The sequence below is a fragment of the Ruegeria sp. BC5 genome (assembly GCF_056539205.1).
In genome coordinates this window covers 108,139-133,140 of the sequence record NZ_JBQFUN010000008.1, presented here as the reverse complement: position 1 = coordinate 133,140, position 25,002 = coordinate 108,139, and the positions used below count along the sequence as shown (strand labels likewise).

Genomic DNA, 25,002 nt, shown 5'->3' with positions numbered 1-25,002 from the left:
AATGGGTTACCGGTTGCGCCAGAGGTCATATGCTTTGCGCATCACGGTCGGCAGGTCGCTGGGGCGGAAAGTGTGTTTTTCCAAAACGATCAGATCATCGAGGGTCGTTTCCGTCGGCAACGTAGCCGTCCAGACACACAGGATCAGGTGAAAATGGGTGAAGGTGTGGCGCACCTCACCTGCTAAAGCTTGCCAGTCAGCGGCAAAGGGAGGGGAGTCTGCTGGCGCATCTGACCAAACTGACCCCGGCCAGCCCAGCATGCCGCCCAGCAACCCTTTGTCGGGGCGCCGCTCCAGCAGCAGGGCTCCATCCGTACGCTGAGCGATATAGACATGGCCATACCGCGTGGGTTTCTGCTTTTTCGGTGTCTTGCGCGGCAGGTCGGGCTGGGTTCCGGCCGCACGAGCCTGACAAGGGTCGCGCAGGGGGCAGATGCCACAGGCCGGAGATTTCGGGGTACAGATCGTGGCCCCCAGATCCATCACGGCCTGTGCATAATCTCCGGGTCGCAGGTCGGGCGTTAGCGCAGCGGCTTTTTCTTTCAACAGGGGTTTCGAGCCTGGCAGAGGGTCGTGAATGTCATACAGACGCGCCATGACCCGTTCGACATTGCCATCCAGAACCGTCTCGGGCCGGTCAAAAGCGATGGCCGAGATGGCGGCGGCCGTATAGGGGCCGATGCCGGGCAGTTTCAGCAGGGCGTCATAGGTATCGGGAAAAACGCCGCCATGTTCATCGGCCACCGCGCGCGCGCATTTCAAGAGGTTGCGGGCACGGGCATAATAGCCCAGCCCGGCCCATTCGCCCATGACCTGATCGTCCGGTGCGGCCGCCAGCGTCTGAACCGTAGGCCAGCGCGCGGTGAATCGCGTAAAATAATCTCGGACAGCGGCCACGGTGGTCTGTTGCAACATCACTTCGGACAACCAGACCCGGTAGGGGTCGGGTATCATGCCCGCCGCCCGGTCGGCTGGACTAACACGCCACGGCATCGTGCGAGCGTGGCGGTCGTACCAGGCCAGTAACGCACCGCTCAGGTCATATTGAATAGTGTCACGCAAGTTTTATCTATCTCTCTGTCGGGTTTCGCTGGCGTCCGATATCATGCCCTTTACAATAGCGGCGCAGGAGTTGGAAACCAGATGCAGCGCAGACGTTCTTCGACCCGCGGGTTCAAACGCACCGCGACATTGCTGAACGGCCAGATCAGGCGCGCCGGGGAAAGCCGGGGCTTTGCCGTTTCGCGTCTGCTGACCCATTGGGCCGAGATCGTGGGCCAGGATATGGCCGCCATCGCGCGACCGGTGAATGTGGGCTATGGCAAGGGCGGGATCGGCGCGACGCTGACGGTGCTGACCACTGGCCCGCAGGCTCCGATGTTAGAGATGCAAAAGGAACAGCTGCGCGGCAAAGTGAATGCTGTTTATGGCTATAACGCCATCAGCCGGGTGCGTATCACCCAGACCGCGCCGACAGGATTTGCCGAGGGGCAGGCTAGCTTCGATCACAAACCGAAAGCGGCGAAACCCAAAATCGATCCCGAAATCGTGGCCGAGGCGGACCGGACTGCGCGCGACGTCAATGACGGTGATCTGCGCGCGGCCCTTGAACGTCTGGGCCGCAACGTATTATCCAAGCAAAAACGCTGAGAAAGGGCTGAGAAATGAGCCGTATTGCAACCGGAATCTGCGCGGCTGTCGCTATTGCCGCTGGCGGCTATTGGCTGTCGAATTCCTCTACTTCGTATCCGATGATTGGCAGTGCCGAGGCGCAAGAGGCCGATATTGACACCTCGACCATCGTCGAGATGGTGCAGGGGGCCGAAGATGCGCCGGTCGAGATCATCGAATATGCATCCTATACCTGCCCGCATTGCGCCAATTTCCATACGGGGGCGTATAAGCAGCTGAAGAAGGATTTCATCGACACCGGCAAGGTCAAGTTCATCTATCGCGAGGTGTATTTCGACAAATATGGCTTGTGGGCTTCGATGGTCGCGCGTTGTGACGGCCCCGATAAGTTCTTTGGCATTTCCGACCTGATCTATGAAGGTCAGTCCGAATGGACCCGCGCAGGTGGTCCAGCTGAAATCGTGGACGAGTTGCGCAAGATCGGGCGTCTGGCTGGTATTGACAATGACCAGCTTGAATCCTGCCTGCAGGACGGCACCCGCGCGCAGACACTGGTGGCCTGGTATCAGGAAAACGCCGAACGTGACGGTGTTCAATCCACGCCTTCGTTCGTTGTGAATGGCAAGAAGGTCGACAACCAATCTTATGCCGATTTCAAGAAGCTGATCGAAGAAGAACTGGGCAGCTGATTGCCTGTTGCGACCGGTTCTGCATGGACCGGTCGCACTTTACGGCGACGGGGCGATTTGCAGCAGCATCTGCCGCACCTTGTCGGCCTCATTCACTTGCAAACGCACAGGCAGGGTGATGACCTTGCTGCGAAACGCCGGTGGCAGGCGCACGGCGTCTTTTTCTGTTGTCACCATTTGCGCGCCCAGCAGGCGGGCCTCGTTCTCTAACCGGGTCATAAGGGCAGGGGTCAGCGGTTGGTGATCGTCCAGTGCCTCGGCCCGCAAGAGTGTCGCGCCCTGTTGGCGCAAGGTGGCAAAGAACTTTTCAGGATGACCGATCCCTGCAAAGGCCAGAACCGGCGTATCTGCCCAATCCATACCGGTTTGCAGGGGCTCAACCGCGCCGGTGGCGTGGGGAGCGGTCAATTTCGCCCCCCAGCGATCGGTAAATTGCGATTGCGCGTCGGTATCACCCAGCGACAGTACCAGATCGGCGCGTTGCAATCCGGTTTCAACAGGTTCACGTAAAGGCCCGGCAGGCAGACACAGCCCATTGCCGAATCCGCGCGCCGCATCGACCACGATGACCGAGAAATCCTTGGCGACCGAGGGGTTCTGAAACCCGTCGTCCAGCAGGATCACACTGGCCCCGGCTTCGGCCGCCGCGCGCGCGCCGGCGGCGCGGTCCTTGGCCACCCAAACCTCAGCAAATGCGGCCAGCAACAGGGGTTCATCCCCGACTTGCGCGGCGGTGTGTTTGGATGGGTCAACCTGCACGGGCCCTTCTAACGAACCTCCATGGCCACGCGTCACCACATGCGTTTCGTGCCAGGCGTCGCGCAATTGCTCGATCATCCAGATCACGGTTGGGGTCTTGCCGGTGCCACCCGCGTTCAGGTTGCCGATGCAGATGACCGGGACGCCAGGTTTAACCCCCGGTTCCGACGCAACCCGCCGGGCGGTTGCGGCGGCATAAATACGGCCAAGCGGTGCCAGTAGTCTGGCACGCATATCCAGCCGGTTGGGGGCGGTGTTCCAAAAACCAGGTGCTCTCATCAATCCGCACTCCGCTGATCCAGGCAATCCTGCACCATATCGATCAATTGATCCGCTTGTGGTGCGCCTTCGGATACGATCTGCCATCCGGCCAGCGCCATATCTGCAGCTCGGTCAGGCGATAGCAGCTCGACCACGGCGTCCCCCAGTTCGGTTGCGGATCTGACCATGCGGGCAGCCCCGGCCCGATCCAGTTGATCGTACATCTGCTGATGACGATGCACAAACGGGCCGTGGATGACGGACGACCCAAGGGCAACGGCAACAAGTGGATCGCGCCCACCCGCGTCGCGCTCTAGCGAACTGCCCATGAATGTGACTGGCGAGACCCGGTGCCACAGGCCCAGATCTTCGGAGTGGGCGGACAGGATAACCTGCGTGTTGTCTTCGATCTGACCGCTGGTGTCCCAATTGGTACAACGCAGATCCATCGTCTCAAGGCGGTTTTGCAGTGGTTCTGCCTCGGCGGTGTCTGCCACATGCAGCACCAGTGTCAGCCGGGGCAACATCCGCAACGCCTGGCGATGGGCACTAAGGATCGAGATGAACTCTTTGTCCCGCACACAAGCTGCCAACCAGACCGGACGCCCCGCCAGTGCGTGATTGGTTTCGATCAGTTCATCCTCGGGCCAGGGCTGCGGGTTCGGGCTGACATACAATGGTGGAGAGTCGGTGACTTTGCCCGACGTTATGCCAAGGCGACGGATTGTCCGGGTGGTTTCCGAATTCGTGGTCAGGATGGTTTTAAAACAGTCTAAAGTAAAACGGGTGATGTCCGGCAGCCACCGGGCGCCGCGCGCGATCTTTATATCGACCCGTGCTTCGATCAGGATCAGGGGAATACCGCGCTCTTCGGCGCGCGTGATAACATTGGGCATCAGCCCGCCCCCGACCCACAGGCCGATTTCGGGGTGCCAATGGTCCAGAAACGCGCGTGCTGCCCCCGCTTGTTCCGAGGGCAGGTTCACCAGCGGGTAGTCTCCTTGCTCCCAAAGGCTCAGGTCGGCTTCGGCGGGCACTGTCAGCAGCACATGCAAAGTGGGTCGGACCTGCTGCAGCCTATGGCAGAAATCTACGACCGCGCGCTGGCGATCCTGTGCGTTGATATGGACCCATAGCAACTCGCCCTCAGGGCGCTGGATCTCGGGTTGGCTGCTCGGGTTGGACACGCCCCAGGACAGAACCCGATAGGCTGCCAGGCTGAGGGATCGCGGTCGGCTCATGGGCGGATTCCGGTGCTGCCCGGGTCAAGCTGTGCGTGCAGGGTGTCATGAATGGGCGTGCCGGCCGCGATCACGCCGTTCAGGCGCGGATGGGCGTTGTTGAACCGCAACGGTTGCGCCAACCGGTCGGAACAGCGGCCGCCAGCCTCGCGGATAAGCAGGTCGCCCGCGGCGATATCCCATTCCCAACTGGGCCGCAGCGTCAGCATCCCGTCGAAACGCCCTTGTCCGACCAGCGCCATTCGATAGGCCAGTGACGGGCGATAGACCCGTTCAAAGTCAGGTACCTGACCATGCCGCCAATGGTGTGGCTTCATATTGGGTTTGGCCGCCAATATTTGCGCCGTGTCCAGCGTCGTGACGCCCGAGACGTGGATCGCCGCCCCATTCAGAAACGCGCCTTGTCCTTTGGCCGCAGTATACAGCAGATCGCGCAGGGGCAGGTAAATTACAGCCGCAATCACTTCGCCCTGTTCTGCAATGGCCAGTGAGTGTGCCCAGGTGCGCGATCCTTCGGCAAAGCTGCGAGTGCCGTCGATCGGATCGATGATGAACACCCGGTCCTTCGTCAGCCGGTCAGTGGAATCCTCGGTTTCTTCGCTCAGCCAGCCATAGCATGGCCGGGCGGCGGGCAGGCGCTGTTCCAGCATGGCGTTGACGGCCAGATCGGCCTCGGTCACCGGTCCGGCGCCGTCGGGTTTATCCCAGCGCTGCGCCGTTGTGCCCGAGTATCGGGTGGCGATCTTTCCGGCCTCTAAAGCGGCGTCGATCAAAAGTTGCAGGTCAGCTGCCGGCAAGTGTCATTCCTTCGATCAGCACCGACGGAACCACCCGCGACAGATACGGGCGTGCGTCGTTTGCCGGGATGATCCGTTTCAACATATCGCGCAGGTTGCCCGCGATGGTGCATTCGTTGACCGGATGCGTGATCTCTCCGTTCTCGACCCAGAACCCTGATGCACCGCGTGAATAGTCACCCGTGTTTGGGTTGATGGTCGAGCCGATCATAGATGTCACCAGCAGCCCGGTGCCCATGTCACGCAGCAGGTCCTGGCGGCTGTGTGTGCCTTGGGTCAGGCTCAGGTTCCAGTTGCTGGGCGAAGGTGGCCCCGACACGCCGCGCGTGGCGTTACCGGTAGAGGTCATGTCCAGCTTGCGCGCGCTGGACAGATCAAGCGTCCAGCCGGTCAGCACGCCGTTTTCGACAATGGCGCGCCGCTGCGTTGGCAGTCCTTCGGCGTCGAAGGGGCGCGAGCCCGCGATGCGTGGGCGGTGCGGGTCTTCGATTAGCGACAGGTGGTCAGGTAACACCTGTTCGCCCAGACAGTCCTTAAGCCAAGACGCGCCCCGCGCGATAGCCGCACCATTGCTGGCCCCCAGCAGGTGACCGATCAGCGAGGATGAGATGCGTTCGTCAAACAGCACCGGAAATGTGCCGGTGGCGGGTTTCTGAGCCCCGACCAGCGCCACAGCACGTTCACCTGCGGTGCGGCCAATTTCCTCGGGGCTGCGCAGGTCGCTTTGAAAGGTGCGGCTGTCGCCGTCATAGTCGCGCTCCATCCCGGTACCTTCGCCCGAGATCGCCACGCATGAGGTCGAGCGGCTGCTGCGGGCATAGCCACCGGAAAAACCGTTGGTTGCTGCCAGATGTACACGGTGCGTGCCATAAGCCGCCGCTGCATCGGATACTTGCGATACGCCGTGAACCGCCAGTGCCGTAGCTTCGGCTGCCAGCGCGTCATGCAGCAGGTCTTCGGCCGCTGGTTCCGGGGTGGGGTCGAACAATTCCAATGCGGGCAGATCCCAATCCGTGGCCAACTGCGCCGCATCGGCCAGCCCGGTGAACGGATCTTCGGGGGCTTCGCGGGCCATGGCCACAGCGCGCTCGGCCATCGCGGTCAAGGTTTCCGGGCGGCTGTCAGAGCTGGACACGATCGCCTGCCGCTGCCCCAGGAACACCCGCAGACCAAGGTCAGTACCCTCGGACCTTTCGGCATGTTCCAGCGCCCCGCTCCGCACTTCGACTGAAACCGAAGAGCCATCGATCACAATAGCATCCGCCGCGTCGGCCCCGGTATTGCGGGCCGCGTCAATCAAGGATTGGCTGATGTCTTCAGGTGTAAGGGTCATGCGGCCTCCGGTTGTATTGCATTGGACCTAGCCTTGGACCGCCCGTCCCGCAAGACCTCTGGGCAGATAGATCACAGGTCAGCCCCCTTAGTTTGGCCCAAATTCAGATGGGGCAGCCGAAGGGTTTACATTTCCGTATAAACTTTCATTAGTTGGGACGCATTACAGATTTCCGGGTGACGATCACAACAGATTGAAACTTTCACCCGGGCAAGTGAAGGCAAATAGGAGAGCTTGGCTTGGCTCAGTTTTTCGTAGTTGATTTTGACGAGCCGCATGTCGTTGCCGCGGGCAAAGGGTCGAGCAATATCATCAGCCATTTCACAAGGGTTCTTACCAAGCTGCAAGTCCCCGCTGAAGTTTTACCTTTCCGGGAACTGATTGAGCGCGGCCCGACAACAGATCCGAAAAGCTATGTTTTGCTGCATTACAACGAGCTTTTCGTCGTTCAGCATCAAAAAGTAGACTGGCTGCGTGCACGTGAAACAGAGCTTGCTGCTCTGGGTCACAAGGTACTGCATTCCGTTGAACATGGGCGCGTCATTGGCCACAAAGTCCGCCAGAACAAGGTTTTGACGGCCGCGGGCGTTCCCATGCCTAGGTTGATTGAGGCGGGTGACAGTTTCGGCACTGTTTTTTCGAACGAAGTGTCAAACGCGCATGTTCCGGTCCAACTCGTGAGTGACGAAAGGGAATTGGATTCCACGCGGTACAACACCGATTACATCAATTGCAAATACGAATACAAAGGTAAGCCCTGGCATGTATCCATTCGTGCCATGGCGGTAGGCGAACAGGTCCTGTTTTCGTGGATAAGAGCCGGAAAAGGACTCAATGTCCGAACTCGGGGGACGCCAGTTGATGCTGAAATGCTAACACATTTTCACGACCTACTTATCAAACCCAGTATTGACCAAATCCGCGACATCGCGAAAAGCGTCAAGAATGCTGTGGGCGTCGGGCTTTACGCGCATGACATTCTTCCATGCGCAGAAACCGGGAAATTTTTTCTGTGTGAGACCAACTTCAAATTTTATGAGGGGATGTACCGGTTCCACATGCAGAGCATTGCTAAGGATCTGCCGACACCCGCGTATTTTAATGGTCGAACCGCCGGACGGCGTATCGCACGAGCTCTAGTCCACGAGTTGGATTTGCAGACCTGAGTCAGTTAACGGGCGAAGCTCTGGTAATATTGAGCTTCGCCCCCCAACATCACTTGATGCGCTGACCGTTGGCCAGTATCTGGCCATCTTCCGTGAACTCGATTTTCGAGTTCAGCGTATCCGGTTCGTCGCCGGGTACGGCCATCAGGCCCATCATCATCCGCGCACCCATCGCGTCGCTTTCGCCGATCACGCCCATGGTGATCAGCGTGTCGATCAATGCGTTGGCGCCCGCCAACTGAAGGTTCGCCACGCCGGCCGGGGTCGGCAGCCCGTCGAACTCCTCGGTGCTGGAATTGTCGAAAGTAAAGTCCGCGTCACCCGTCAATTTAGCTCCGACCATTGAGACCAGCAATTCGTTGATCTTCAGCGAGTTCAGCTCACCCGGTGCTTCGCCAGATGTTTCCAGAGCCTCGATGGCGGCCGGATCGAAGAAGTTCGTCAGGATTTTTGCGGTTCCGGTGGCGTCCAGCGCGATCGTTGCCGGGTCGCGCGGCAGGGCACCTGCCGGGTCGAAGATGCTCCACAACACGTCCGACATGGTGAAATCGGTTACGTTGACCGATAGTCCAAAGGGCTGCTCTTCTTCCGATTGTTGCACCGGGAATTCGAACCCTAACCCTGTCTTGGCCATTGCCATCTCGATTGGGAAGGGCAGCTCGGCGGTAGTCACGGCGAGGTTTGCGCTGTTTTGTTCGACATCATAAGCCAGACGCTGATCATCCAAGCTGGCGCCGAACCGGCCACCTTCGGATTGGGTGGCCATCGAAAATGCCTGACCTTCGCTCGTCCCTTCAATCGCGGCCTGACCCGAGGCATAGGTGAACAGACCCGAGAATGAGACCCCGCCGTTGAAGAAGGATTGCGGGTCGGTGCCGTCGAAATCTTCGGGGATCACGTTGGTGCCTTCGAAGGTCAATTGGTTCATCGACCCGTTGATCTTGCCATCATCTGATCCTTCGGGATCGGTGAATGCCAGATCATAGGTCAGCCCGGCTGCGGTCATTTTCTGGTCCACAGTGCGGGTTTCGCCGATTTTCATCCGCGAATCTCCGGACAAGTCGGTCAGTTTGAAATCCATGGCCAGCATGTCGTTGGGCAGGGTCTCATCCTCGACCTGTACGCCACCCAGTTTCAGACCAAGTGTGGGCGCGGAATAATCATAAGTCATATCGTCCGGTTGGCCCGAAACGACCATCTCAAGCCCGGTATGGTAGTACTCGATATCAACGGAAAACGCCTCGCCCTCTTCCTCGCCGGACAGGGTCATGGGAAAGCTTTCTGGAAAACCGATGCTGACTGTGCCGTCACCATTTTCAGTCAGGGTCATCTGCGGGACGGTCATCTTGAACGATCCGTCCGTGTCCGGCGAAGACAAGGCAACATTCATATCGGTGATCGTGGTCACCCCGCCCGAGATGGATTGTTCCGCCGACACCGTATAGCCCATCTGGGACAAGTAGGCCTGCCAATCATCCCAAACCTGCTGGGCGGTGACATCGGCGAACGCGCCCTGAGTGACAACGGCATAGGCCAGAACTGCGCCGCTGCTGCGGCGGAGGAAAGCGGACATTTGAGAACCCTTCTTGATCAAATTTGCCGGCATCGTCGTGCCTGAGGCCGCAGGCGTCAAGGGGCAAGGGCTGGACCCTTTCCCCGTTGGCACGGTAAAGATTCACACAATCTAAAAACAACGGAGGTACAGGGTCCATATGCAGGGTAAAACCGTACTGATAACAGGGGCCAGTCGTGGCATCGGGGCCGAGGCGGGGCGCGTATTTGCCGCAGCGGGGGCAAATGTCGCGCTAGTGGCCCGTAACCTCGACCAGATTGATGCGCTGGCTGCTGCATTGGGTGACAATGCTATCGCGCTGCAATGCGATGTCAGCGATTTTGCGCAGGTCGAACAGGCCGTCGCGGATTGTATCGACCGTTTTGGCGGGTTGGACGTTTTGATCGGCAACGCGGGTGTCATTGATCCGATCTTTCACTTGTCCAATGCCGATGTCGCCGCGTGGAGCCAGGCAATCGACATCAACCTCAAAGGTGTCTTCTACGGAATGCGCGCCGCGTTACCGGTTATGCGCGCGGCGGGCGGGGGCACGGTGATCACGGTTTCTTCGGGCGCGGCGACAAACCCGATCGAGGCGTGGAGCCACTACTGCGCCTCAAAAGCCGGGGCCAAAATGCTGACCGAATGCCTGCATCTTGAAAATTCAATGCACGGCATTCGTGCTATGGGCCTGTCGCCGGGCACCGTGGCCACGGATATGCAGCGGGTGATCAAGGCGAGCGGCATCAATGCCGTTAGCCAGCTGGATTGGGATGATCACATTCCCGCCGATTGGCCTGCACGGGCATTGCTGTGGATGTGTTCGACGGATGCAGATGAGTTTCTGGGCTCAGAAATCTCGCTGCGACGCGAAGATATCCGGCAAAGGGTAGGGCTGACGTGATCAAACTAACCAAGAAGGACGGGTTGTGGACGGTCACACTCAACAACCCGCAAAAGGCCAATGCACTGACCGAGGCGATGCTGAGTGAACTGGTTGAGATCGCCGAAGCTGCCAATGAGGCGCGGGCCCTGATCCTGACAGGTGAGGGTAAGGTGTTCAGCGCCGGGGCCGATCTGGATGAGGTCCGTGCGGGGCTGGCGACCTCGGATCTTTGGGAGAGGTTGTCAGGCGCCATCGCGGCATTGCCGTGTCTGACGGTGGCTGCTTTGAACGGGACGCTGGCGGGCGGTGCCAACGGGATGGTGCTGGCCTGTGACCTCCGAATCGCGGTGCCGCAAGCCAAGTTCTTTTATCCGGTGATGAAGCTGGGGTTTCTGCCGCAACCCTCGGACCCGGTGCGTATGGCTGCCCTAATCGGGCCATCACGCACCAAGATGATTCTGATGGCCGGTCAAAAGATCACGGCAGAGGAAGCGTACGGTTTCGGTCTGGTCGACCGGGTTGTCGACCCTGATCAACTGATGCCAACGGTGCATGAACTGGTGGCAGACAGCCTGGCCGCAGATCCCCGAATTGCCGCTGGAATCGCAAGGACGTGCCAATGAAACTGTCCGCCGTGCTGCTGCGTGTTGCCGACCCCAAGCAACTGACTGATTTTTATACGGATGTTCTGGGTATGACGGCGCGTGCGCAGGGGGCGAATTATCGCATTGGCTATGGTGGGCAGGACGCGGACCTGCTGCTGATGCCGGGTGGGGGCGGATATGCCCACGATGGAGGACAGCGGTATTGGAAGATCGGTATTACCGTGCCCGATGTTGACCTGGCTGTTTCTCGTCTGCGTGAAAAAGGCGTCGAGGTCTCGGAGCCGAAACAGTTCCGCGACATCGGCTATATGTGCCACCTGAAAGACCCCGAAGGGTTTGTGATCGAGCTGCTGCAACACGACTTTCAGGGCAACCGTCCTGACAACGCAGCCGACCCTGCCGCACCATTCGCCAAAGCCTGCATCGGCCAGATCACCTTGCGGACAGGGGACATAGCCGCCGAGGATGCGTTCTGTCGGGCGCAAGGCATGCGACTGCTTTCAGTGCAGGATGTGGCCCAATACGGGTTCGACCTGCATTTCTATGCCTTCACCGATGATGTGCCGCCTAATCCGGACCTTTGGTCCGTTGAGAACCGCGAATGGCTTTGGAAACGTCCCTATACCACGCTGGAATTCCAACATATCGCCGGGGCGCAGTTTGCGCCGGCGCCGGATTACAGGGGGTTAGAGGTTCAGGGGCTGTCGACGTCCCTGAGGGATGCTTTTGGTGATCCGGTGCGGCCTGGCTGATCAGCGCCCACGTCGCTTGCCCGGAACTTTCGACCAAAATCCGGGTGGTCGTTTGCGCACCCAGATCAGGAATTTCTCCAGACGCGGATGGGTGCGCAGAGCCTCGACCGTATTGAACGCGCGGGCCAATTCGCCCTCGGTCAGGGTGGCGTGGATCTCTTTGTGGCAAATCACATGCAGCAAAACCGTGGGTCCGCCCTTGCCCCCTTTGAGTTTTGGGATCAGATGGTGCAGGCTGCCGCCCCCATCCGGGATGGGGCGGTCACAGAGCGGGCAGATCGGATCGCTGTCTGACATGGCAGGTACAGATTTGCGCTGGATAGCGTGAAAGGCAAGGGGACGGACATGGCGCAGGCAGTGGTGATCGGGGCCGGACCCGCAGGCCTGATGGCGGCAGGGGAACTGGCCGCTGCTGGCCATGACGTGATGGTGGCCGAGGCCAAGCCATCAGTCGCACGCAAGTTTCTGATGGCGGGCAAGTCGGGTCTGAACCTGACCAAGGACGAACCGTTCGAAACTTTGCTGCAATCCTACGGAGAGGCGGCGGAGTGGTTGCGTCCGATGATTGCTGAGTTCGACGCCGCCGAGGTGCAGGACTGGGCGCGGGGTTTGGGGCAAGAGCTGTTTACCGGCTCGACCGGGCGGGTTTTCCCGACAGTGATGAAAGCCTCGCCGCTGTTGCGCGCATGGCTGAGGAGGCTTGAGGGCGCGGGCGTTCGGATACAAACCCGCTGGCGTTGGTTGGGATGGGACGGCGATGCGCTGATTTTCGATACGTCTGAGGGTACACAGAGCCTGAAGCCGGATGTGACCATTCTGGCGCTGGGCGGGGCCAGCTGGGCGCGGTTAGGGTCAGACGGTCAATGGGCGGATATCTTGCAACAGAAAGGCGTCTCGCTGACACCCTTCGCCCCGGCGAATTCCGCCTTGTCCGTTGACTGGAGCCCCCACATGACCCCGCATTTTGGCGCGGCGCTGAAATCGGTGCGTTGGATGGCCGGAGAGCTGGACAGCCGCGGAGAAGCCACGATATCGGCAACGGGGCTTGAGGGCGGCGGGTTGTATTCTTTGACCCCGGCTTTGCGCGCCGGTGCGGACCTGTTAGTCGATCTTGTGCCCGATCTGGACGCAGCGGCGCTACAGTCGCGGTTGGCTGCAAAGAATTCCAAGACCACACTGTCACAATGGCTGAAGAAGTCATTGAAGCTGCCGCGGCAAAAGATTGCGTTGTTCCATGAGATGTCGAAACGTTGTGGATTGCCGCAATCCTCTGAGGCCACTGCACTCAAACAACTTCCTGTTTCCGGGGCTGCCCTGCGCCCGATGGATGAAGCCATTTCAACGTCGGGTGGGGTCAGATGTACAGCGCTGGACGAGGGGCTAATGCTGACCGCAATGCCCGGCGTGTTCTGTGCCGGAGAGATGCTGGATTGGGAAGCTCCGACCGGGGGCTATCTGCTGACCGCTTGCATGGCGACTGGGCGATGGGCCGGGCGTTCGGCTGTGGATTGGTTGCGCACCGGCTAGCGGGATCGGGCCAGCATAGCCAGACGGATCATTGCCCGTTCCACCAGCGCCATGGCAGGCGCAGTCTGCCCAGCTGAGCGCAGTGACAGGTCAGTATCAGTCAGAACTGTCAGAGCCGTTTGCAACTTCGGTGCTCCCCAGCCCTGGGCCTGCCGTAAAATCCGGTCACGGCGTTTGCCATAGACCGGTGGCCGCAGCTTGCCGATGCCCTGTGCCGCCCCGCCGGGGTCCGAGGCACAGGAATACAATGTACGAAAGTGCCGGGTTGCGCCGATACACAGGCTGACCGCATTGGTGCCCTGTGATTGCAGCCGTCGGATCAGCGGACCGATCTCTCCGGCGCGGCCTTCAGCGACCACGTTTAAAACATCATCCAACGCGGCCTCGGTCGAGCGGGGCGCGCAAGCTTCGATATCCTCGATGGCCAGTTCGGAACTGTCTCCACGTTTATAGAGCGACAGTTTTTCAATGGTTTGCGTGAAGTCTCCGGGGCTGATGCCGGTGGCCAGTTCAGCAAGGGCAGACATCGAATCGCGAGGGATGTTCTGCAACCCGGCCTGAGTCAGAATCCGTTCGATCTCGGCCCGTGAGGGCGGATCGTCATAAATGCCGACAGCATAGGCAGCGGGATGCGCCTCGAACGCTTTGCGGATTTTCGAGCTGGGTTTCAACTGCCCGGCTGTGACGATGATCTGGGCATCACCAGGGGCCCAGTCTTCGAACGCGGCGATAATTGCGGGGGCGGCGGTGTCGGTGGTGTCTTCGACGAATACGGCGCGGGGGCCTGGGAAAAACCCAACGGCCTTGACCGCATCCAACAAAAGTGCGGGATCGCCGCGCAAATCCGTACACGGAATGCGGGTCAGGCGCATTTCCTCTTCGGCATTGGCGCCCAGAAGTGCCGACAGAACCTGCTGGCGTTTCAGTGCCACGCGCATCGTATCCGCACCATAAATCAAGAGCCCGGCCTTATCGGCGTCGGGCCGGGCGAAATACCCTTCAGCCTCGCGCGGGCTGAGCTTCATGAACCAAGGCCTGGCGCAGCATAGAGTTCGTTTACGATCTGATCCGATAGGATCGCCATCAGCCGTTTGCGGGCGTCGCGTTCGTCCGCCAGCGTGGACACTGTCGATCCGGCGGCTGAATAGCTGACGAAATTCTCGACCGTGCCCGAGGCAATGACCTGACCGGTCTCGTTTGATTTGAGCGTGTAGCTAGACCTGCCTTCGATGGTATAGCGGTTGGTTTCGTTCGTCGAAGTGATCGCTGACCGCTGGAAAGCAATCGAGACGTTTACATTCAGATTGTATTCGCTGCCCGAGGTCGCGCTGCGCCCCAGCCGCTGTTCCAGATTTTGGACCAGCAAATAGGTGTCGACCGAGTTTGGCGCTGAAACGGCGACCTTGCCGTTCAGGGCCGCACCCGAACCACCGGGCGCGTAGACCGGTTCAAAGCCGCAGGCAGCCAAAACCAGCGGTATCATCAACAGGATTCTGCGGTTAAACAACGACATTTACGATCCGGCCCGGGACAACAATAACCTTCTTAGGCGCATTGCCATCCAGCGCCTTTTGCACAGCTTCGGTGCTGAGCGCGATTTTTTCAACCTCGTCCTTCGCCATATCTTTGGCCACGCTGATTTCCGCGCGGCGCTTGCCGTTGATCTGAATCGGCAGGGTCACCGTGTCGTCGACCAGCATCGCCTGATCCGCAACGGGCCATGGGGCTACCGCCACCAAGCCTTCGCCGCCTTGATGTGCCCAGATGTCTTCTGCAAGGTGCGGCGTCATCGGCGACATCAGCTGCGCCAGCGTTTTTATTGCCTGCTTTTGCGCCGCAGCACCAGCTTTGGATTTTGCCAGCGTATTGGTGAAGGCGTAGAGTTTCGCGATCGCTGCGTTGAAGCCAAAGCTCTCAACGCCAAGGGTTACGTCGTGGATGGTCTTGTGCATCTCGCGCAAGAGCTCTTGATCGCCTTCCCCTTCGGCTGCTGGGTTCATGGCCCCGATCTTGTCGCAGAGGTTCCATACCCGGCTGAGGTGCTTATAGGCGGCCTCGGCCCCGGACGCGGTCCATTCCACATCGCGCTCGGGCGGCGAATCGGACAGCACGAACCAGCGCGCGGTGTCGGCACCGAACGCCGAGATAATGCTGACAGGGTCGACCACGTTCTTCTTGGATTTCGACATCTTGGCCGAAGGGATGATCTCGACCTCGGTGCCGTCTGCCAGTTTGCCGTCGGTCACATCCTCGGGCAGGTGATAGACCGGGCGGCCGTTTTCGTCGCGGGTCTGGTAAATCTCGTGGGTCACCATGCCTTGGGTGAACAGCGCATCGAAGGGTTCGATGGCCTTTTTGGGCAGATGGCCCGTGATGTTCATCGCCCGCGCGAAGAAGCGGGAATAGAGCAGGTGGAGAATCGCGTGCTCGATGCCGCCGATATACTGGTCCACATTCATCCAGTATTCGGCTTCGGCCAGATCAGTGGGCGTTTCGGCGCGCGGGGCGGTGAAGCGGGCGAAATACCACGACGAATCGACAAACGTATCCATCGTGTCGGTTTCTCGCTTGGCCGGGGTGCCGCAGTTCGGGCAGGAGCAGTCGCGCCAGGTCGGATGACGGTCCAGCGGGTTGCCTGGTTTGTCAAAGGTGACATCATCGGGCAGGCGGACCGGCAGGTTCTCTTTCTTCTCGGGCACCACACCGCAGCTGTCGCAATGGACAACGGGAATCGGGCAACCCCAATAGCGCTGGCGGGAAAGGCCCCAGTCTCGCAGGCGGTATTTGGTGACGCCTTCGCCCCAGCCTGCCTTTTCGGCAAAATCCACGGTGGCGTTGATAGCCTCGTCGCCTGTCGCCTCGGTCAGGCCCGCGAAATGGTTCACCCAACGGACTTTCTCGGTTTTCGGCGGGACAAAGGCGATCTTGTCGACCGGAGTGGCGTCATCCAGCGCAAAAAACGTATCGACCACGGGCAGGCCGTATTTGCGGCAGAAATCCAAGTCGCGCTGGTCATGCGCGGGGCAGGCAAAGATCGCGCCCGTGCCATAGTCCATCAGGATGAAGTTGGCGATCCAAACTGGCAGTTCCCAGCTTGGGTCCAGCGGGTGCTTGACGCGGATCCCGGTATCGTAACCTAGCTTTTCAGCCGTTTCGATGGCTTCTTCGGTGGTGCCACCTTTGCGACATTCAGCTACGAATTCAGCAACTTCGGGGTTCTCGGCTTCCAATTGCTTGGCAATCGGGTGATCCGGCGAGATGCCCACAAACGACGCGCCCAGCAGCGTGTCGGGGCGCGTCGTATAGACGGTGATCGGTTCGCCTCCGTCCGTGCGCTCGAACCCGAATTGCAGGCCGCGTGACTTGCCGATCCAGTTTTCCTGCATCAAGCGGACCTTTGCGGGCCAGTTTTCCAGCGTGTCCAGTGCGTCGAGCAGTTCCTCGGAATAGTCCGAGATCTTGAAGAACCATTGGGTCAACTCGCGGCGTTCAACCAACGCGCCCGAGCGCCAGCCGCGCCCTTGTTCCACCTGTTCGTTGGCCAGAACGGTCATGTCGACCGGGTCCCAATTCACAACGGCGTTCTTGCGGTAAACAAGCCCAGCATCGAGCATATCCAGAAACAACGCCTGTTGCTGGCCGTAATATTCTGGGTCACAGGTTGCAAACTCACGCGACCAATCGATCGACAGGCCCAATGGCTTCATTTGCCCACGCATGTCGGCGATGTTCCCGTAGGTCCAGTCCTTGGGGTGGCCCCCAATGGCCATCGCCGCATTTTCCGCAGGCATTCCGAAGGCGTCCCAGCCCATCGGGTGCAATACGTTGTGGCCGGTCGCCAGTTTGTGTCGTGCGATCACGTCGCCCATCGTATAGTTGCGCACATGTCCCATATGGATTCGGCCCGACGGGTAGGGGAACATCTCAAGCACATAGTATTTCGGCTTGTCCGCCTTGTGGTTGGCGGTGAAGATTCCGGCCTTGTCCCAGGCCTCTTGCCATTTTGCTTCGATTTCGTTGGCCGAGTAGCGAGACATCGTACGGTCCTTCGTGAATGAAAACGCCGGGTAGGAACCCGGCGTGGTATTAGTGTGATTTTCGACGAGTTGCTAGAACTTGTTGTCCGCAATGCGCAACTGACGGGCGCGGGACAGGATTGCATCTTCGACTGCGCGGGTCGTGGCCGCACTGACCGGGGCGCCACCGCTGGTCTGCAGCGAGACCGACAGAGACCGCGCCGCCAGGGCCGGGTCACTGATGTGAACTGTCGCGCGATACTGCCGCCCTCCACCCGGAGGTGTGCCGTACCCGGTCACGATTACCCCGGTAAAGGGATCAACTTCCTGAACCGGCAGGAAATTCAATACATCCAGCGACGCCGTCCAAAGATAGCGATTCACATTTGTGATCTGTTCAGCATTGGCCGTGTTGAACACATCCCAGATGGTCTCGCGATTCGGATCGTTGAGCTGGCGCTCATCGGTTTTACCCGCATCGAGATTCGTAGTGTACTCGGTTGGTGCGGCCCGATTCTGTCCGCAGGCGGACACGGCAGCAGTCATTATGATCAAACCGAAAATCGTCTGCAGGCGCATTATCGACTGGTCCTGTTCACTTTGGTCAACGTTGTCAATTGTTACTCCTAGACAAGGACCCGTTCAGCAACAACCCTATTATTGTCACATATCAGTGGTCGCAGGGCTTACCGATGCCCAAAAACAGACTGTGGCATCCTTGCACCAATTTTCCCTCAATGCAGCCGAGTTATTTATGCCAAGCTTGCGTGTTGGGGGCAAAAAGAGCGAAACGGTTCCCGTGCTGAGACATGTGCTGAGGCATGTGTCGAGTAGAAAAACTTTTGAAACCGAGGGAAACAAGATGAAAAAAGTTCTCTTCGCATCGACAGCTCTGATTGCAACCGCAGGTGTTGCAGCGGCTGATTCCGGTGTAAACTTGAGCGGTTATGGCCGTTTCGGTATTGGCTACGTTGAAGATCGCGCCAATGCGACCGGCGTAACTGCTGCCACTCTGACCACCGTGAACGGCGGAACAACAGCAGGTGTCATCCCGACCTTTGCTGATTCCGACGACGCGATCCTGGTATCGCGCTTCCGTCTGAACATCGACGGTTTCACTGAAACCGACGGTGGCGTTCGCTTTGAAGGCCGTGTTCGTCTGCAAGCCGACGAAAACTCGTCGACCGGCGAAGCCAACTCCGCTGGCCTGAACGGCGCGCGCTTCTCGGTTATCTACGGTGGTCTGCGTGTTGACGCCGGCAACGTTGCCGGTTCGTTCGACAACCTGGCAAACTACTACGGTAACGAAGTTGGTCTGGAACTGTTCGCAGGTCAGTATTCGGGTGTTGACTACAGCTTCCTGTCGTACACCTCGACCGGTTCGGGCGCGAACGCAGTGTTCTTCCAGTACGCAGTTGGCGACTTCGCTTTCGGCGCATCGTATGACCAGCGCACCATCTTCCTGAACGACGGCCTGGGCGGCACCATCGACGCCGACCGTTGGGACGTGAGCGCGACCTACACCTTCAACAACATCACCGCAGCTATTGCTTATGGTCAAACTGACGCTGGTGTTTCGGGTGTTTCGGATCCAGAACTGCTGGTTTTCACCCTGGGTGCTGAATTCGGCGACTTCTCGGGTACCCTGTTCGTGGCTGACGAAGACAATACCGCTCCTGCTCTGATCGGTACTCGCTTCTATGAAACCGACGGCACCGCTTGGGGTGTGTCGGGTGCCTATAACCTGGGCGCAGCAACCACCCTGCTGTTCACCTACGGTGACGGTAGCGCGGACGCTGACCTTCAGCAGATTGCTATCGGCGCAAGCTATGACCTGGGCGGCGGCGCGTCGCTGGTCGGTGGTATCGGCCGCAACGATTGCTCGGTTTGCGAAGACTCCATCCAGGCTGACTTTGGTGCAATCTTCAACTTCTAAGTTGGGTTGAACCGCAAGGTTTAAGGGCAGGTCTTCGGACCTGCCCTTTTCTTTTTTGCCGACATGGTGTTTTCCTGCGCTGAAAGCAGATTGAGGAAGCTTATGTCGCTGCAAGATATCACTGCCCGTATTTCCAAAGCCGAAACTGCCGCCGGGCGGCCTGCCGGTTCTGTCAAATTGATCGCCGTATCAAAAGTGCAGCCGAACGAACGTGTGCAGGCTGTTTTGGAGCAGGGCCATCGGTGTTTTGGTGAAAATCGGGTTCAAGAGGCCGTAGGTAAATGGCCGGGTTTCATGGAGCAGTTCGCCGACATTGATCTGCATCTGATTGGCCCGCTTCAAACCAACAAGGCCCGTCAAGCGATTGAGCTGGTCAACTCTATCCACTCGGTGGACCGGCCCAAGCTGGCCAAAACGCTGGCGCGGCTGGCACAAGAGGTCGGCACCTGCCCGGATCTGTTCATTCAGGTCAATACCGGGGAAGAGGATCAAAAGGCCGGTATCCTGCCTGCCGAGGCGGATACGTTCATTGCAGAATGCCGGGGGCTGGACCTGCCGATCCAGGGATTGATGTGTATCCCACCCGTCGATGAGGAACCCTCACTTCATTTCGCACTGCTGGCGAAAATAGCCGAGCGCAACGGCCTGACTGGTCTATCGATGGGTATGAGCGGTGATTTCGAACAAGCCATTGCGCTGGGGGCAACCCATGTGCGCGTGGGCTCGGCCATTTTTGGTGAGCGGGTCAGGCCGCAGGAATAATCACACGCGTGCCCGGCGAAATCTGGCGCGCGATCCAATGCAGGTGGTCCCGGCGGAAGGCTACGCAGCCCTCGGTCGGGTATCCGGGGCGGCGCCATTGGTGAACAAAGATCGCCGATCCGAGACCCGGTATCGCATTGGGCCAGTTCCAATCGGTGATCAACACCAGATCATACAGCGGATCTGCGCGGCGCAGCTTTTCATGGCTAAAGTCATAGGGCGCGCTGACCAGATTATTGTACTGGTCGTCCCGCCCGTCATCCGACCAAAGATCGCGCGGACCGATGGGAATCGCCCAAGGGGCCGGTTTGGCCATGCGATCTGGCCGGTACAGCATCCCCACGATGTGATGTACACCCGTGGGCGTGGCGCCATCCCCTTCGCGTTTTGCGTGGCTCAACCCACCTTTGCCGATTGTGCAGGGAAAGACCCGCCCGGCAAATCGTACTCCGCGCGGTGTCAGGACCAGATCATTCGGCGTCACAGCAGATGCCCGGACTTGGCCGCTTTGGTCGCAAGATATCCGCGGTTATGGGCGGTTTCGCCAACCTTCAGCGGCACGCGCTCGGTCACGGCGATACCGGTCTTCTCCATCATCGCGATCTTTGCCGGGTTGTTGGTCAGCAACCGGACCGAGTTGAACCCCAGAGATTTGAGAATGTCCGAACCCAGCCTGAAATCCCGCTCATCATCCTCGAAACCCAAACGATGATTAGCTTCGACCGTGTCGAACCCCTGATCCTGCAGGAAATAGGCGCGCATCTTGTTGGCAAGGCCAATACCGCGCCCTTCCTGGTTCAGATACAGAAGCACCCCAGCCCCTTCCGAGCCCATCTGCGCCAGCGCACCCCGCAATTGCGGACCGCAGTCGCATTTCAGACTGCCCATAAGGTCTCCTGTAAAACAGGCCGAATGCAAACGGGCCAAAACCGGTTTATCCCGATCAGGGCGGCCGATCTCGACTGCGTAATGTTCCTCGCCACCGTCTTCGGGGCGAAAGACGTGCAATCGACCGGCCTCGGATACTTCCATCGGCAGGCGGGCGGCAACCACAGCATGAAGCTCACTGCGATCGGCCAGATGTGGCGCAGCGCGGGTGTGGTCAATGCATGTCAGGCCATGTGCCGCTGCAAAGCCACGCCCATCCTCAATGGGCATCACAACGGCTGCGGGTAGCAATCGCGCCGACTTGGTGAGGGCAATTGCGATGCGGTGCAGGTTGGCGTTGCCCTGACGTTCGGTCATCAGGGGGCCCTTCATCGGAGCGTTCAGGTCGTCTGACGGATCGGCCACCGCCTGCACCCAGGTCATATCGGCATCGGCAGGGATAATCACACGCGCCAGATCGCCATCATAAGACCGGGCCTTCAGCGTTTCCGCCCGCCGCACAGTGACAGCAACCACCGGGTCGCCACCAAGCCCGCGCAGATCCGCGAGCCGTTGCGCGCTCAGGGTCTCAGCCGCGATGGCCAGCACGCTGAACCCGCTGTCGTCGGTCAATGCGACGGGAACCCCCATGCGCAGATCGGCGCGGGCCCGCGCCAGCAATTCTGAAATATCCGGGATCAGACTCATTTATGTTACCCTGTAACGTTCAAGCCTTCCTGTAGCCTGATACGGCAGAAATGTGAAACATTTCCTCTACCTTGGACACGAGGGCGTGAGACAATTGCAGCAAACCTTGTTGATTGCATCTTCCGCGCGCAAGTGGTGGAAAAGGCTTAGGAGGACCGCACATGGCTCAGCTCAAGAAAATTCTGCTGGTGGATGATGACGAAGACCTGCGCGAGGCGCTTAGCGAGCAACTTGTGATGACCGAGGATTTCGACGTGTTCGAAGCCCATGACGGTCAGTCCGCGATGGAACGGGCGCGTGAAGCGATTTACGATCTGGTCATTCTGGACGTTGGTCTGCCGGATACCGATGGGCGCGAGCTGTGCCGCCTGATGCGCAAACAAGGTGTAAAAAGCCCGATTCTGATGCTGACCGGCCATGACAGCGACGCAGATACCATCTTGGGCCTGGATGCAGGTGCCAACGACTATGTCTCGAAACCGTTCAAGTTTCCCGTGCTGCTGGCCCGTATCCGTGCCCAGCTGCGCCAGCATGAGCAATCCGAGGATGCGGTGTTTGTTCTGGGGCCGTACACGTTCAAGCCTGCGATGAAGATGCTGATCACCGAAGAAGATCGCAAAATCCGGCTGACCGAAAAAGAAACCAATATTCTTAAGTTCCTGTACCGTTCGACCGATGGCGTGGTTGCCCGCGACGTTCTGCTGCATGAGGTCTGGGGTTATAACGCCGGTGTCACCACCCACACGTTAGAGACGCATATCTATCGTCTGCGCCAGAAAATCGAACCCGATCCGTCAAATGCGCGCCTTTTGGTCACAGAATCGGGTGGATATCGCTTGGTCTCATAACTCGTTGTGGATTGACGTGGATCAAAGTGATACTCTGGATACGAAATTAGATTACTCCCAACCCGCGCATGTCCGGGTAATGACATGCACCTCCCTGTTGGACTGCCGGGCCTGATGGCCCGGCCTTTTTTTTGAAACAAGCTGGGTCGAAGATACAAATCCGATGGCCAGATTTGTTCCCTCAAACACAGTTTAGCTGGTGCCGTCGTTTTCCAGAACGGTACCGTAGGTTATGCCGCTGCGCAGGCTACGAAAATCAGCATAAATCTTGCCATCTTCAAATGTGGCATCGATCAACCCGTTGACCTGGCGGTCTTCTCCGACCCGGGTTTCAACCATGGCGATTGAACCAGTGCCATCGCGGCTGATTGTTCCGGTAACCTGACCTTCGTTCCACCGGTCCGAGCCGATCCGGCTCCATTTGCTGGTTCCCCAGAACGCATTGTCCTGCTGTTCTTTGATCTCAAGAACCCACTCAGATTGATTAAAACGCGGGGCTCCGTCGCTGTGTTCGTTGGGCAGGGCCGCAACGGTGTGGGTGCCGCTCCAGACGCCGCGCAAATCAGGTGTGTTTTCCGCAACTGCATGGGTTGCAAAGGCAAGGGTGCTGGCCAGCGCGGCGGCGCCAAGTGTCTTGAATCTGGTCATGGTTTCCTCCGTTTTCTAGTCTTAAATGTTGGGAACCGCTGTTCTGATTTCCATGCTGGCGACGAAACATAAACAGGATTTAACCTGCGCTTTATGTTGCGAACGGTGTGGTGGATTGAGCCCGTTTGCCCTCAAAACCAAAAACTGGCTCAGGACAATTTTTTCTCGTGGCACCGGCGGAAACGCCACGCTAACCTGCGCCAATTGCGACAGAGGAATCCCCCATGCCCTTTACCCTTGCCACCTGGAACATCAACTCGGTCCGCCTGCGCGAGCCTATCGTGCTGAAATTGCTGCAGGAGGAAGCGCCGGATGTTCTGTGTCTGCAGGAGTGCAAGTCGCCGGTTGAAAAGATCCCGACCGAGGGGTTTGCCGAGCTGGGTTACACCCACATGATCGCACGTGGGCAAAAGGGGTATAACGGCGTCGCCATCCTGTCTCGGCTACCAATGGAAGAGGTCGGCGACAAGGATTTCGCGGGTCTCGGTCACGCGCGACACATTGCCGGACGGTTGGAAAACGGGGTCACAATCCACAATTTCTATGTCCCGGCTGGTGGCGACGTGCCGGATCGTGAAAAGAATGAGAAGTTCGGGCAAAAGCTCGACTACCTCAGCGACATGCGCGATTGGTTCCATACGGAAAAGCCGGAAAAATCCATTCTGGTGGGGGATCTGAACATCGCCCCGCGCGAGGATGACGTCTGGTCGCACAAACAACTGCTCAAGGTTGTTTCGCACACACCGATCGAGGTCGAAGCGCTGGCTGAAACCCAGGATGCAGGCGGTTGGGTTGATATCACCCGCCAGGATATTCCCGAGGGGCAATTGTACAGTTGGTGGTCCTATCGCTCGCGCGATTGGGACGCCGCTGACAAGGGGCGGCGGCTGGATCACGTCTGGGCCACGCCCGATATCTCGAACGCGGGCCACTCCAGCCGCGTCCTGCGCGACGCGCGCGGATGGGAAAAACCCAGCGACCACGCACCCGTTTTTGCCAGTTTTGACCTGTAATTACGCAACTCTGCCCTTGGTTTCCGCTGCCAGCGGTTGCATATAGGGCGCAAGTTCGAACCGGAGAGTGAAAACCATGGATCTTCTGAACGCCGCAGCCAGCCCCGAGGCCACCGATCTGATCAAGGACGGGTCCGAGGCGACCTTTATGGTCGACGTGGTCGAGGCCTCTCAGGAAACGCCTGTCATCGTTGATTTCTGGGCGCCTTGGTGCGGGCCATGCAAGACGCTGGGGCCCGCCTTGGAAGAAGCTGTAACCGCTGCCAAGGGTGCGGTGAAGATGGTCAAGATCAACGTGGATGAGGCGCAGATGATCGCGTCGCAAATGCGCATTCAGTCGATCCCGACCGTTTATGCCTTTTTCAAAGGTCAGCCCATCGACGGGTTTCAGGGCGCGCAGCCGGGTTCGGAAATCAAAGCTTTTGTTGATCGTGTGATCGAAGCCGCGGGCGGCGAAAGCCCCGGTGGGCAGCTGGATGATGCGGTCGAAGCTGCCGAAGATATGCTGGCCGATGGCGCCGCTGTTGATGCGGCCCAAACCTTTGCTGCGATTTTGGGCGAAGATCCGAACCATGCCGGGGCTTACGGCGGGCTGGTTCGCGCACACATCGCGTCAGGCGATTTGGAACAGGCCGAAGCCATTCTGAACGGCGCACCTGCCGAGATTTCTACCTCGGCCGAGGTGGAGGCGGCGCATGCGCAGCTGGAACTGGCCAAGCAGGCCGCTGATGCCGGTCCGGTGGCCGAACTGACCGCTGCGGTCGAGGCTGATCCCGACAACCTTCAGGCCCGGTTCGATCTGGCGCAGGCACTGCACGCCAATGGCAATGTGGAGGAGGCCGTGGCGCAGTTGCTGGACCTGTTCCGCCGTGATCGCGAATGGAATGAAGGTGCCGCCAAGGCGCAGCTGTTCACCATCTTCGACGCGCTAAAACCCAATGATCCGATCGTTCTGAACGGGAGGCGCAAGCTCAGCTCGATGATATTTGCCTAATTCGGGATCA

Annotated in this window: 26 protein-coding genes; 12 read left to right on the top strand and 14 right to left on the bottom strand. The window is 59.1% G+C overall.

Going from position 1 to position 25,002, the window contains the following annotated elements:
* Window positions 1-6: 6 nt before the first annotated feature.
* Window positions 7-1,062, bottom strand: a complete 1,056-nt coding sequence (gene mutY / locus ACR0LY_RS16830) for an A/G-specific adenine glycosylase (protein WP_170351072.1) — start codon at window positions 1,060-1,062, stop codon at window positions 7-9.
* 81 nt (window positions 1,063-1,143) lie between these two features.
* Between mutY and ACR0LY_RS16825 the strand changes: the two genes are divergently transcribed.
* Together ACR0LY_RS16825 and ACR0LY_RS16820 are read left to right on the top strand one after the other, a co-directional pair.
* A complete protein-coding gene (locus tag ACR0LY_RS16825) occupies window positions 1,144-1,650 on the top strand; it encodes a DUF721 domain-containing protein (RefSeq protein ID WP_170351071.1) in 507 nt (168 codons plus the stop codon).
* 14 nt (window positions 1,651-1,664) lie between these two features.
* Window positions 1,665-2,321 (top strand): DsbA family protein, encoded by a 657-nt coding sequence (locus ACR0LY_RS16820; RefSeq protein WP_170351070.1) that lies wholly within the window; start codon window positions 1,665-1,667, stop codon window positions 2,319-2,321.
* A 39-nt stretch (window positions 2,322-2,360) separates the two neighbouring features.
* Here ACR0LY_RS16820 and lpxK read toward each other — a convergent pair whose 3' ends face one another.
* From lpxK to ACR0LY_RS16800, 4 genes are read right to left on the bottom strand one after another with little or no spacing between them, the layout of a single operon-like run.
* Complete coding sequence (gene lpxK / locus ACR0LY_RS16815) at window positions 2,361-3,359, bottom strand: tetraacyldisaccharide 4'-kinase (protein ID WP_170351069.1); 999 nt, start codon at window positions 3,357-3,359, stop codon at window positions 2,361-2,363.
* Complete coding sequence (locus ACR0LY_RS16810) at window positions 3,359-4,582, bottom strand: 3-deoxy-D-manno-octulosonic acid transferase (protein ID WP_170351068.1); 1,224 nt, start codon at window positions 4,580-4,582, stop codon at window positions 3,359-3,361. Before ACR0LY_RS16810 ends, lpxK begins: the two co-directional genes overlap by 1 nt.
* Window positions 4,579-5,379, bottom strand: coding sequence for an inositol monophosphatase family protein (locus ACR0LY_RS16805; protein ID WP_170351067.1), 801 nt, complete (start codon window positions 5,377-5,379; stop codon window positions 4,579-4,581). The genes ACR0LY_RS16810 and ACR0LY_RS16805 overlap by 4 nt, the downstream gene beginning before the upstream one ends.
* Window positions 5,366-6,712, bottom strand: a complete 1,347-nt coding sequence (locus tag ACR0LY_RS16800) for a TldD/PmbA family protein (RefSeq protein WP_170351066.1) — start codon at window positions 6,710-6,712, stop codon at window positions 5,366-5,368. The genes ACR0LY_RS16805 and ACR0LY_RS16800 overlap by 14 nt, the downstream gene beginning before the upstream one ends.
* Before the next feature lie 239 nt (window positions 6,713-6,951).
* Between ACR0LY_RS16800 and ACR0LY_RS16795 the strand changes: the two genes are divergently transcribed.
* Entirely contained in the window at window positions 6,952-7,878 is a 927-nt protein-coding gene (locus ACR0LY_RS16795) for a hypothetical protein (RefSeq protein WP_170351065.1), read from the top strand.
* 49 nt (window positions 7,879-7,927) lie between these two features.
* Here ACR0LY_RS16795 and ACR0LY_RS16790 read toward each other — a convergent pair whose 3' ends face one another.
* Window positions 7,928-9,451 carry a DUF2125 domain-containing protein gene (locus tag ACR0LY_RS16790; RefSeq protein WP_170351064.1) on the bottom strand — a complete coding sequence of 508 codons (1,524 nt, stop codon included), beginning with the start codon at window positions 9,449-9,451 and terminating at the stop codon, window positions 7,928-7,930.
* A gap of 139 nt (window positions 9,452-9,590) precedes the next feature.
* On the opposite strand from ACR0LY_RS16790, the gene ACR0LY_RS16785 reads away from it, so the two are divergent.
* The 3 genes from ACR0LY_RS16785 to ACR0LY_RS16775 are packed head-to-tail and all read left to right on the top strand — an operon-like array spanning window position 9,591 to window position 11,673.
* Entirely contained in the window at window positions 9,591-10,334 is a 744-nt protein-coding gene (locus tag ACR0LY_RS16785; protein ID WP_170351063.1) for an SDR family oxidoreductase, read from the top strand.
* Window positions 10,331-10,939 (top strand): enoyl-CoA hydratase/isomerase family protein, encoded by a 609-nt coding sequence (locus tag ACR0LY_RS16780; protein ID WP_170351062.1) that lies wholly within the window; start codon window positions 10,331-10,333, stop codon window positions 10,937-10,939. The genes ACR0LY_RS16785 and ACR0LY_RS16780 overlap by 4 nt, the downstream gene beginning before the upstream one ends.
* Complete coding sequence (locus ACR0LY_RS16775; RefSeq protein WP_170351061.1) at window positions 10,936-11,673, top strand: VOC family protein; 738 nt, start codon at window positions 10,936-10,938, stop codon at window positions 11,671-11,673. The genes ACR0LY_RS16780 and ACR0LY_RS16775 overlap by 4 nt, the downstream gene beginning before the upstream one ends.
* Here ACR0LY_RS16775 and ACR0LY_RS16770 read toward each other — a convergent pair whose 3' ends face one another.
* The gene (locus tag ACR0LY_RS16770) at window positions 11,674-11,970 is read right to left on the bottom strand and encodes an HNH endonuclease (RefSeq protein WP_170351060.1); all 297 of its coding nucleotides are present in this window, start codon (window positions 11,968-11,970) and stop codon (window positions 11,674-11,676) included.
* A gap of 48 nt (window positions 11,971-12,018) precedes the next feature.
* On the opposite strand from ACR0LY_RS16770, the gene ACR0LY_RS16765 reads away from it, so the two are divergent.
* On the top strand, window positions 12,019-13,200 hold the full coding sequence (locus ACR0LY_RS16765; protein ID WP_170351059.1) for a TIGR03862 family flavoprotein: 1,182 nt from the start codon (window positions 12,019-12,021) through the stop codon (window positions 13,198-13,200).
* Here the strand turns inward: ACR0LY_RS16765 and holA are convergent.
* The 4 genes from holA to ACR0LY_RS16745 form a co-directional block, all read right to left on the bottom strand.
* The gene (holA, locus tag ACR0LY_RS16760) at window positions 13,197-14,225 is read right to left on the bottom strand and encodes a DNA polymerase III subunit delta (protein WP_170351058.1); all 1,029 of its coding nucleotides are present in this window, start codon (window positions 14,223-14,225) and stop codon (window positions 13,197-13,199) included. The two genes, ACR0LY_RS16765 and holA, sit on opposite strands and share 4 nt — an antisense overlap.
* Entirely contained in the window at window positions 14,222-14,713 is a 492-nt protein-coding gene (gene lptE, locus ACR0LY_RS16755; protein WP_170351057.1) for an LPS assembly lipoprotein LptE, read from the bottom strand. Before lptE ends, holA begins: the two co-directional genes overlap by 4 nt.
* On the bottom strand, window positions 14,700-17,237 hold the full coding sequence (gene leuS, locus ACR0LY_RS16750) for a leucine--tRNA ligase (protein WP_170351056.1): 2,538 nt from the start codon (window positions 17,235-17,237) through the stop codon (window positions 14,700-14,702). Before leuS ends, lptE begins: the two co-directional genes overlap by 14 nt.
* Before the next feature lie 72 nt (window positions 17,238-17,309).
* Complete coding sequence (locus ACR0LY_RS16745) at window positions 17,310-17,795, bottom strand: DUF3576 domain-containing protein (RefSeq protein ID WP_170351055.1); 486 nt, start codon at window positions 17,793-17,795, stop codon at window positions 17,310-17,312.
* Between the two features lie 283 nt (window positions 17,796-18,078).
* Here ACR0LY_RS16745 and ACR0LY_RS16740 point away from each other — a divergent pair, with 283 nt between their 5' ends.
* A complete protein-coding gene (locus ACR0LY_RS16740) occupies window positions 18,079-19,152 on the top strand; it encodes a porin (protein WP_170351137.1) in 1,074 nt (357 codons plus the stop codon).
* A 102-nt stretch (window positions 19,153-19,254) separates the two neighbouring features.
* Window positions 19,255-19,914, top strand: a complete 660-nt coding sequence (locus ACR0LY_RS16735; protein WP_170351054.1) for a YggS family pyridoxal phosphate-dependent enzyme — start codon at window positions 19,255-19,257, stop codon at window positions 19,912-19,914.
* Here ACR0LY_RS16735 and ACR0LY_RS16730 read toward each other — a convergent pair.
* Together ACR0LY_RS16730 and ribA are read right to left on the bottom strand one after the other, a co-directional pair.
* A complete protein-coding gene (locus ACR0LY_RS16730; RefSeq protein ID WP_170351053.1) occupies window positions 19,898-20,398 on the bottom strand; it encodes a L,D-transpeptidase family protein in 501 nt (166 codons plus the stop codon). The genes ACR0LY_RS16735 and ACR0LY_RS16730 overlap by 17 nt on opposite strands.
* Window positions 20,395-21,489, bottom strand: a complete 1,095-nt coding sequence (gene ribA / locus ACR0LY_RS16725; RefSeq protein WP_170351052.1) for a GTP cyclohydrolase II — start codon at window positions 21,487-21,489, stop codon at window positions 20,395-20,397. The genes ACR0LY_RS16730 and ribA overlap by 4 nt, the downstream gene beginning before the upstream one ends.
* Before the next feature lie 161 nt (window positions 21,490-21,650).
* On the opposite strand from ribA, the gene ACR0LY_RS16720 reads away from it, so the two are divergent.
* Window positions 21,651-22,337, top strand: coding sequence for a response regulator transcription factor (locus ACR0LY_RS16720; RefSeq protein WP_058283107.1), 687 nt, complete (start codon window positions 21,651-21,653; stop codon window positions 22,335-22,337).
* Between the two features lie 192 nt (window positions 22,338-22,529).
* On the opposite strand, the gene ACR0LY_RS16715 is transcribed toward ACR0LY_RS16720, so the two are convergent.
* Window positions 22,530-22,985 (bottom strand): hypothetical protein, encoded by a 456-nt coding sequence (locus ACR0LY_RS16715; protein ID WP_170351051.1) that lies wholly within the window; start codon window positions 22,983-22,985, stop codon window positions 22,530-22,532.
* 224 nt (window positions 22,986-23,209) lie between these two features.
* On the opposite strand from ACR0LY_RS16715, the gene ACR0LY_RS16710 reads away from it, so the two are divergent.
* The gene (locus ACR0LY_RS16710) at window positions 23,210-23,998 is read left to right on the top strand and encodes an exodeoxyribonuclease III (protein WP_170351050.1); all 789 of its coding nucleotides are present in this window, start codon (window positions 23,210-23,212) and stop codon (window positions 23,996-23,998) included.
* A 76-nt stretch (window positions 23,999-24,074) separates the two neighbouring features.
* On the top strand, window positions 24,075-24,992 hold the full coding sequence (trxA, locus tag ACR0LY_RS16705; protein ID WP_170351049.1) for a thioredoxin: 918 nt from the start codon (window positions 24,075-24,077) through the stop codon (window positions 24,990-24,992).
* Window positions 24,993-25,002 lie beyond the last annotated feature (10 nt).

Excerpts from the sequence above, each read along its gene's own strand:
- ACR0LY_RS16820 (WP_170351070.1), top strand. The coding sequence starts at position 1,665 with ATGAGCCGTATTGCAACCGGAATCTGCGCGGCTGTCGCTATTGCCGCT.
- ACR0LY_RS16810 (WP_170351068.1), bottom strand. The coding sequence starts at position 4,582 with ATGAGCCGACCGCGATCCCTCAGCCTGGCAGCCTATCGGGTTCTGTCC.
- ACR0LY_RS16775 (WP_170351061.1), top strand. The coding sequence starts at position 10,936 with ATGAAACTGTCCGCCGTGCTGCTGCGTGTTGCCGACCCCAAGCAACTG.
- ACR0LY_RS16715 (WP_170351051.1), bottom strand. The coding sequence starts at position 22,985 with ATGACCAGATTCAAGACACTTGGCGCCGCCGCGCTGGCCAGCACCCTT.
- ACR0LY_RS16710 (WP_170351050.1), top strand. The coding sequence starts at position 23,210 with ATGCCCTTTACCCTTGCCACCTGGAACATCAACTCGGTCCGCCTGCGC.
- ACR0LY_RS16745 (WP_170351055.1), bottom strand. The coding sequence starts at position 17,795 with ATGCGCCTGCAGACGATTTTCGGTTTGATCATAATGACTGCTGCCGTG.
- lptE (WP_170351057.1), bottom strand. The coding sequence starts at position 14,713 with ATGTCGTTGTTTAACCGCAGAATCCTGTTGATGATACCGCTGGTTTTG.
- ACR0LY_RS16720 (WP_058283107.1), top strand. The coding sequence starts at position 21,651 with ATGGCTCAGCTCAAGAAAATTCTGCTGGTGGATGATGACGAAGACCTG.
- trxA (WP_170351049.1), top strand. The coding sequence starts at position 24,075 with ATGGATCTTCTGAACGCCGCAGCCAGCCCCGAGGCCACCGATCTGATC.
- ACR0LY_RS16825 (WP_170351071.1), top strand. The coding sequence starts at position 1,144 with ATGCAGCGCAGACGTTCTTCGACCCGCGGGTTCAAACGCACCGCGACA.
- ribA (WP_170351052.1), bottom strand. The coding sequence starts at position 21,489 with ATGAGTCTGATCCCGGATATTTCAGAATTGCTGGCGCGGGCCCGCGCC.
- holA (WP_170351058.1), bottom strand. The coding sequence starts at position 14,225 with ATGAAGCTCAGCCCGCGCGAGGCTGAAGGGTATTTCGCCCGGCCCGAC.
- ACR0LY_RS16740 (WP_170351137.1), top strand. The coding sequence starts at position 18,079 with ATGAAAAAAGTTCTCTTCGCATCGACAGCTCTGATTGCAACCGCAGGT.
- lpxK (WP_170351069.1), bottom strand. The coding sequence starts at position 3,359 with ATGAGAGCACCTGGTTTTTGGAACACCGCCCCCAACCGGCTGGATATG.
- ACR0LY_RS16790 (WP_170351064.1), bottom strand. The coding sequence starts at position 9,451 with ATGTCCGCTTTCCTCCGCCGCAGCAGCGGCGCAGTTCTGGCCTATGCC.
- ACR0LY_RS16735 (WP_170351054.1), top strand. The coding sequence starts at position 19,255 with ATGTCGCTGCAAGATATCACTGCCCGTATTTCCAAAGCCGAAACTGCC.
- ACR0LY_RS16800 (WP_170351066.1), bottom strand. The coding sequence starts at position 6,712 with ATGACCCTTACACCTGAAGACATCAGCCAATCCTTGATTGACGCGGCC.
- ACR0LY_RS16785 (WP_170351063.1), top strand. The coding sequence starts at position 9,591 with ATGCAGGGTAAAACCGTACTGATAACAGGGGCCAGTCGTGGCATCGGG.
- leuS (WP_170351056.1), bottom strand. The coding sequence starts at position 17,237 with ATGTCTCGCTACTCGGCCAACGAAATCGAAGCAAAATGGCAAGAGGCC.
- ACR0LY_RS16765 (WP_170351059.1), top strand. The coding sequence starts at position 12,019 with ATGGCGCAGGCAGTGGTGATCGGGGCCGGACCCGCAGGCCTGATGGCG.
- ACR0LY_RS16770 (WP_170351060.1), bottom strand. The coding sequence starts at position 11,970 with ATGTCAGACAGCGATCCGATCTGCCCGCTCTGTGACCGCCCCATCCCG.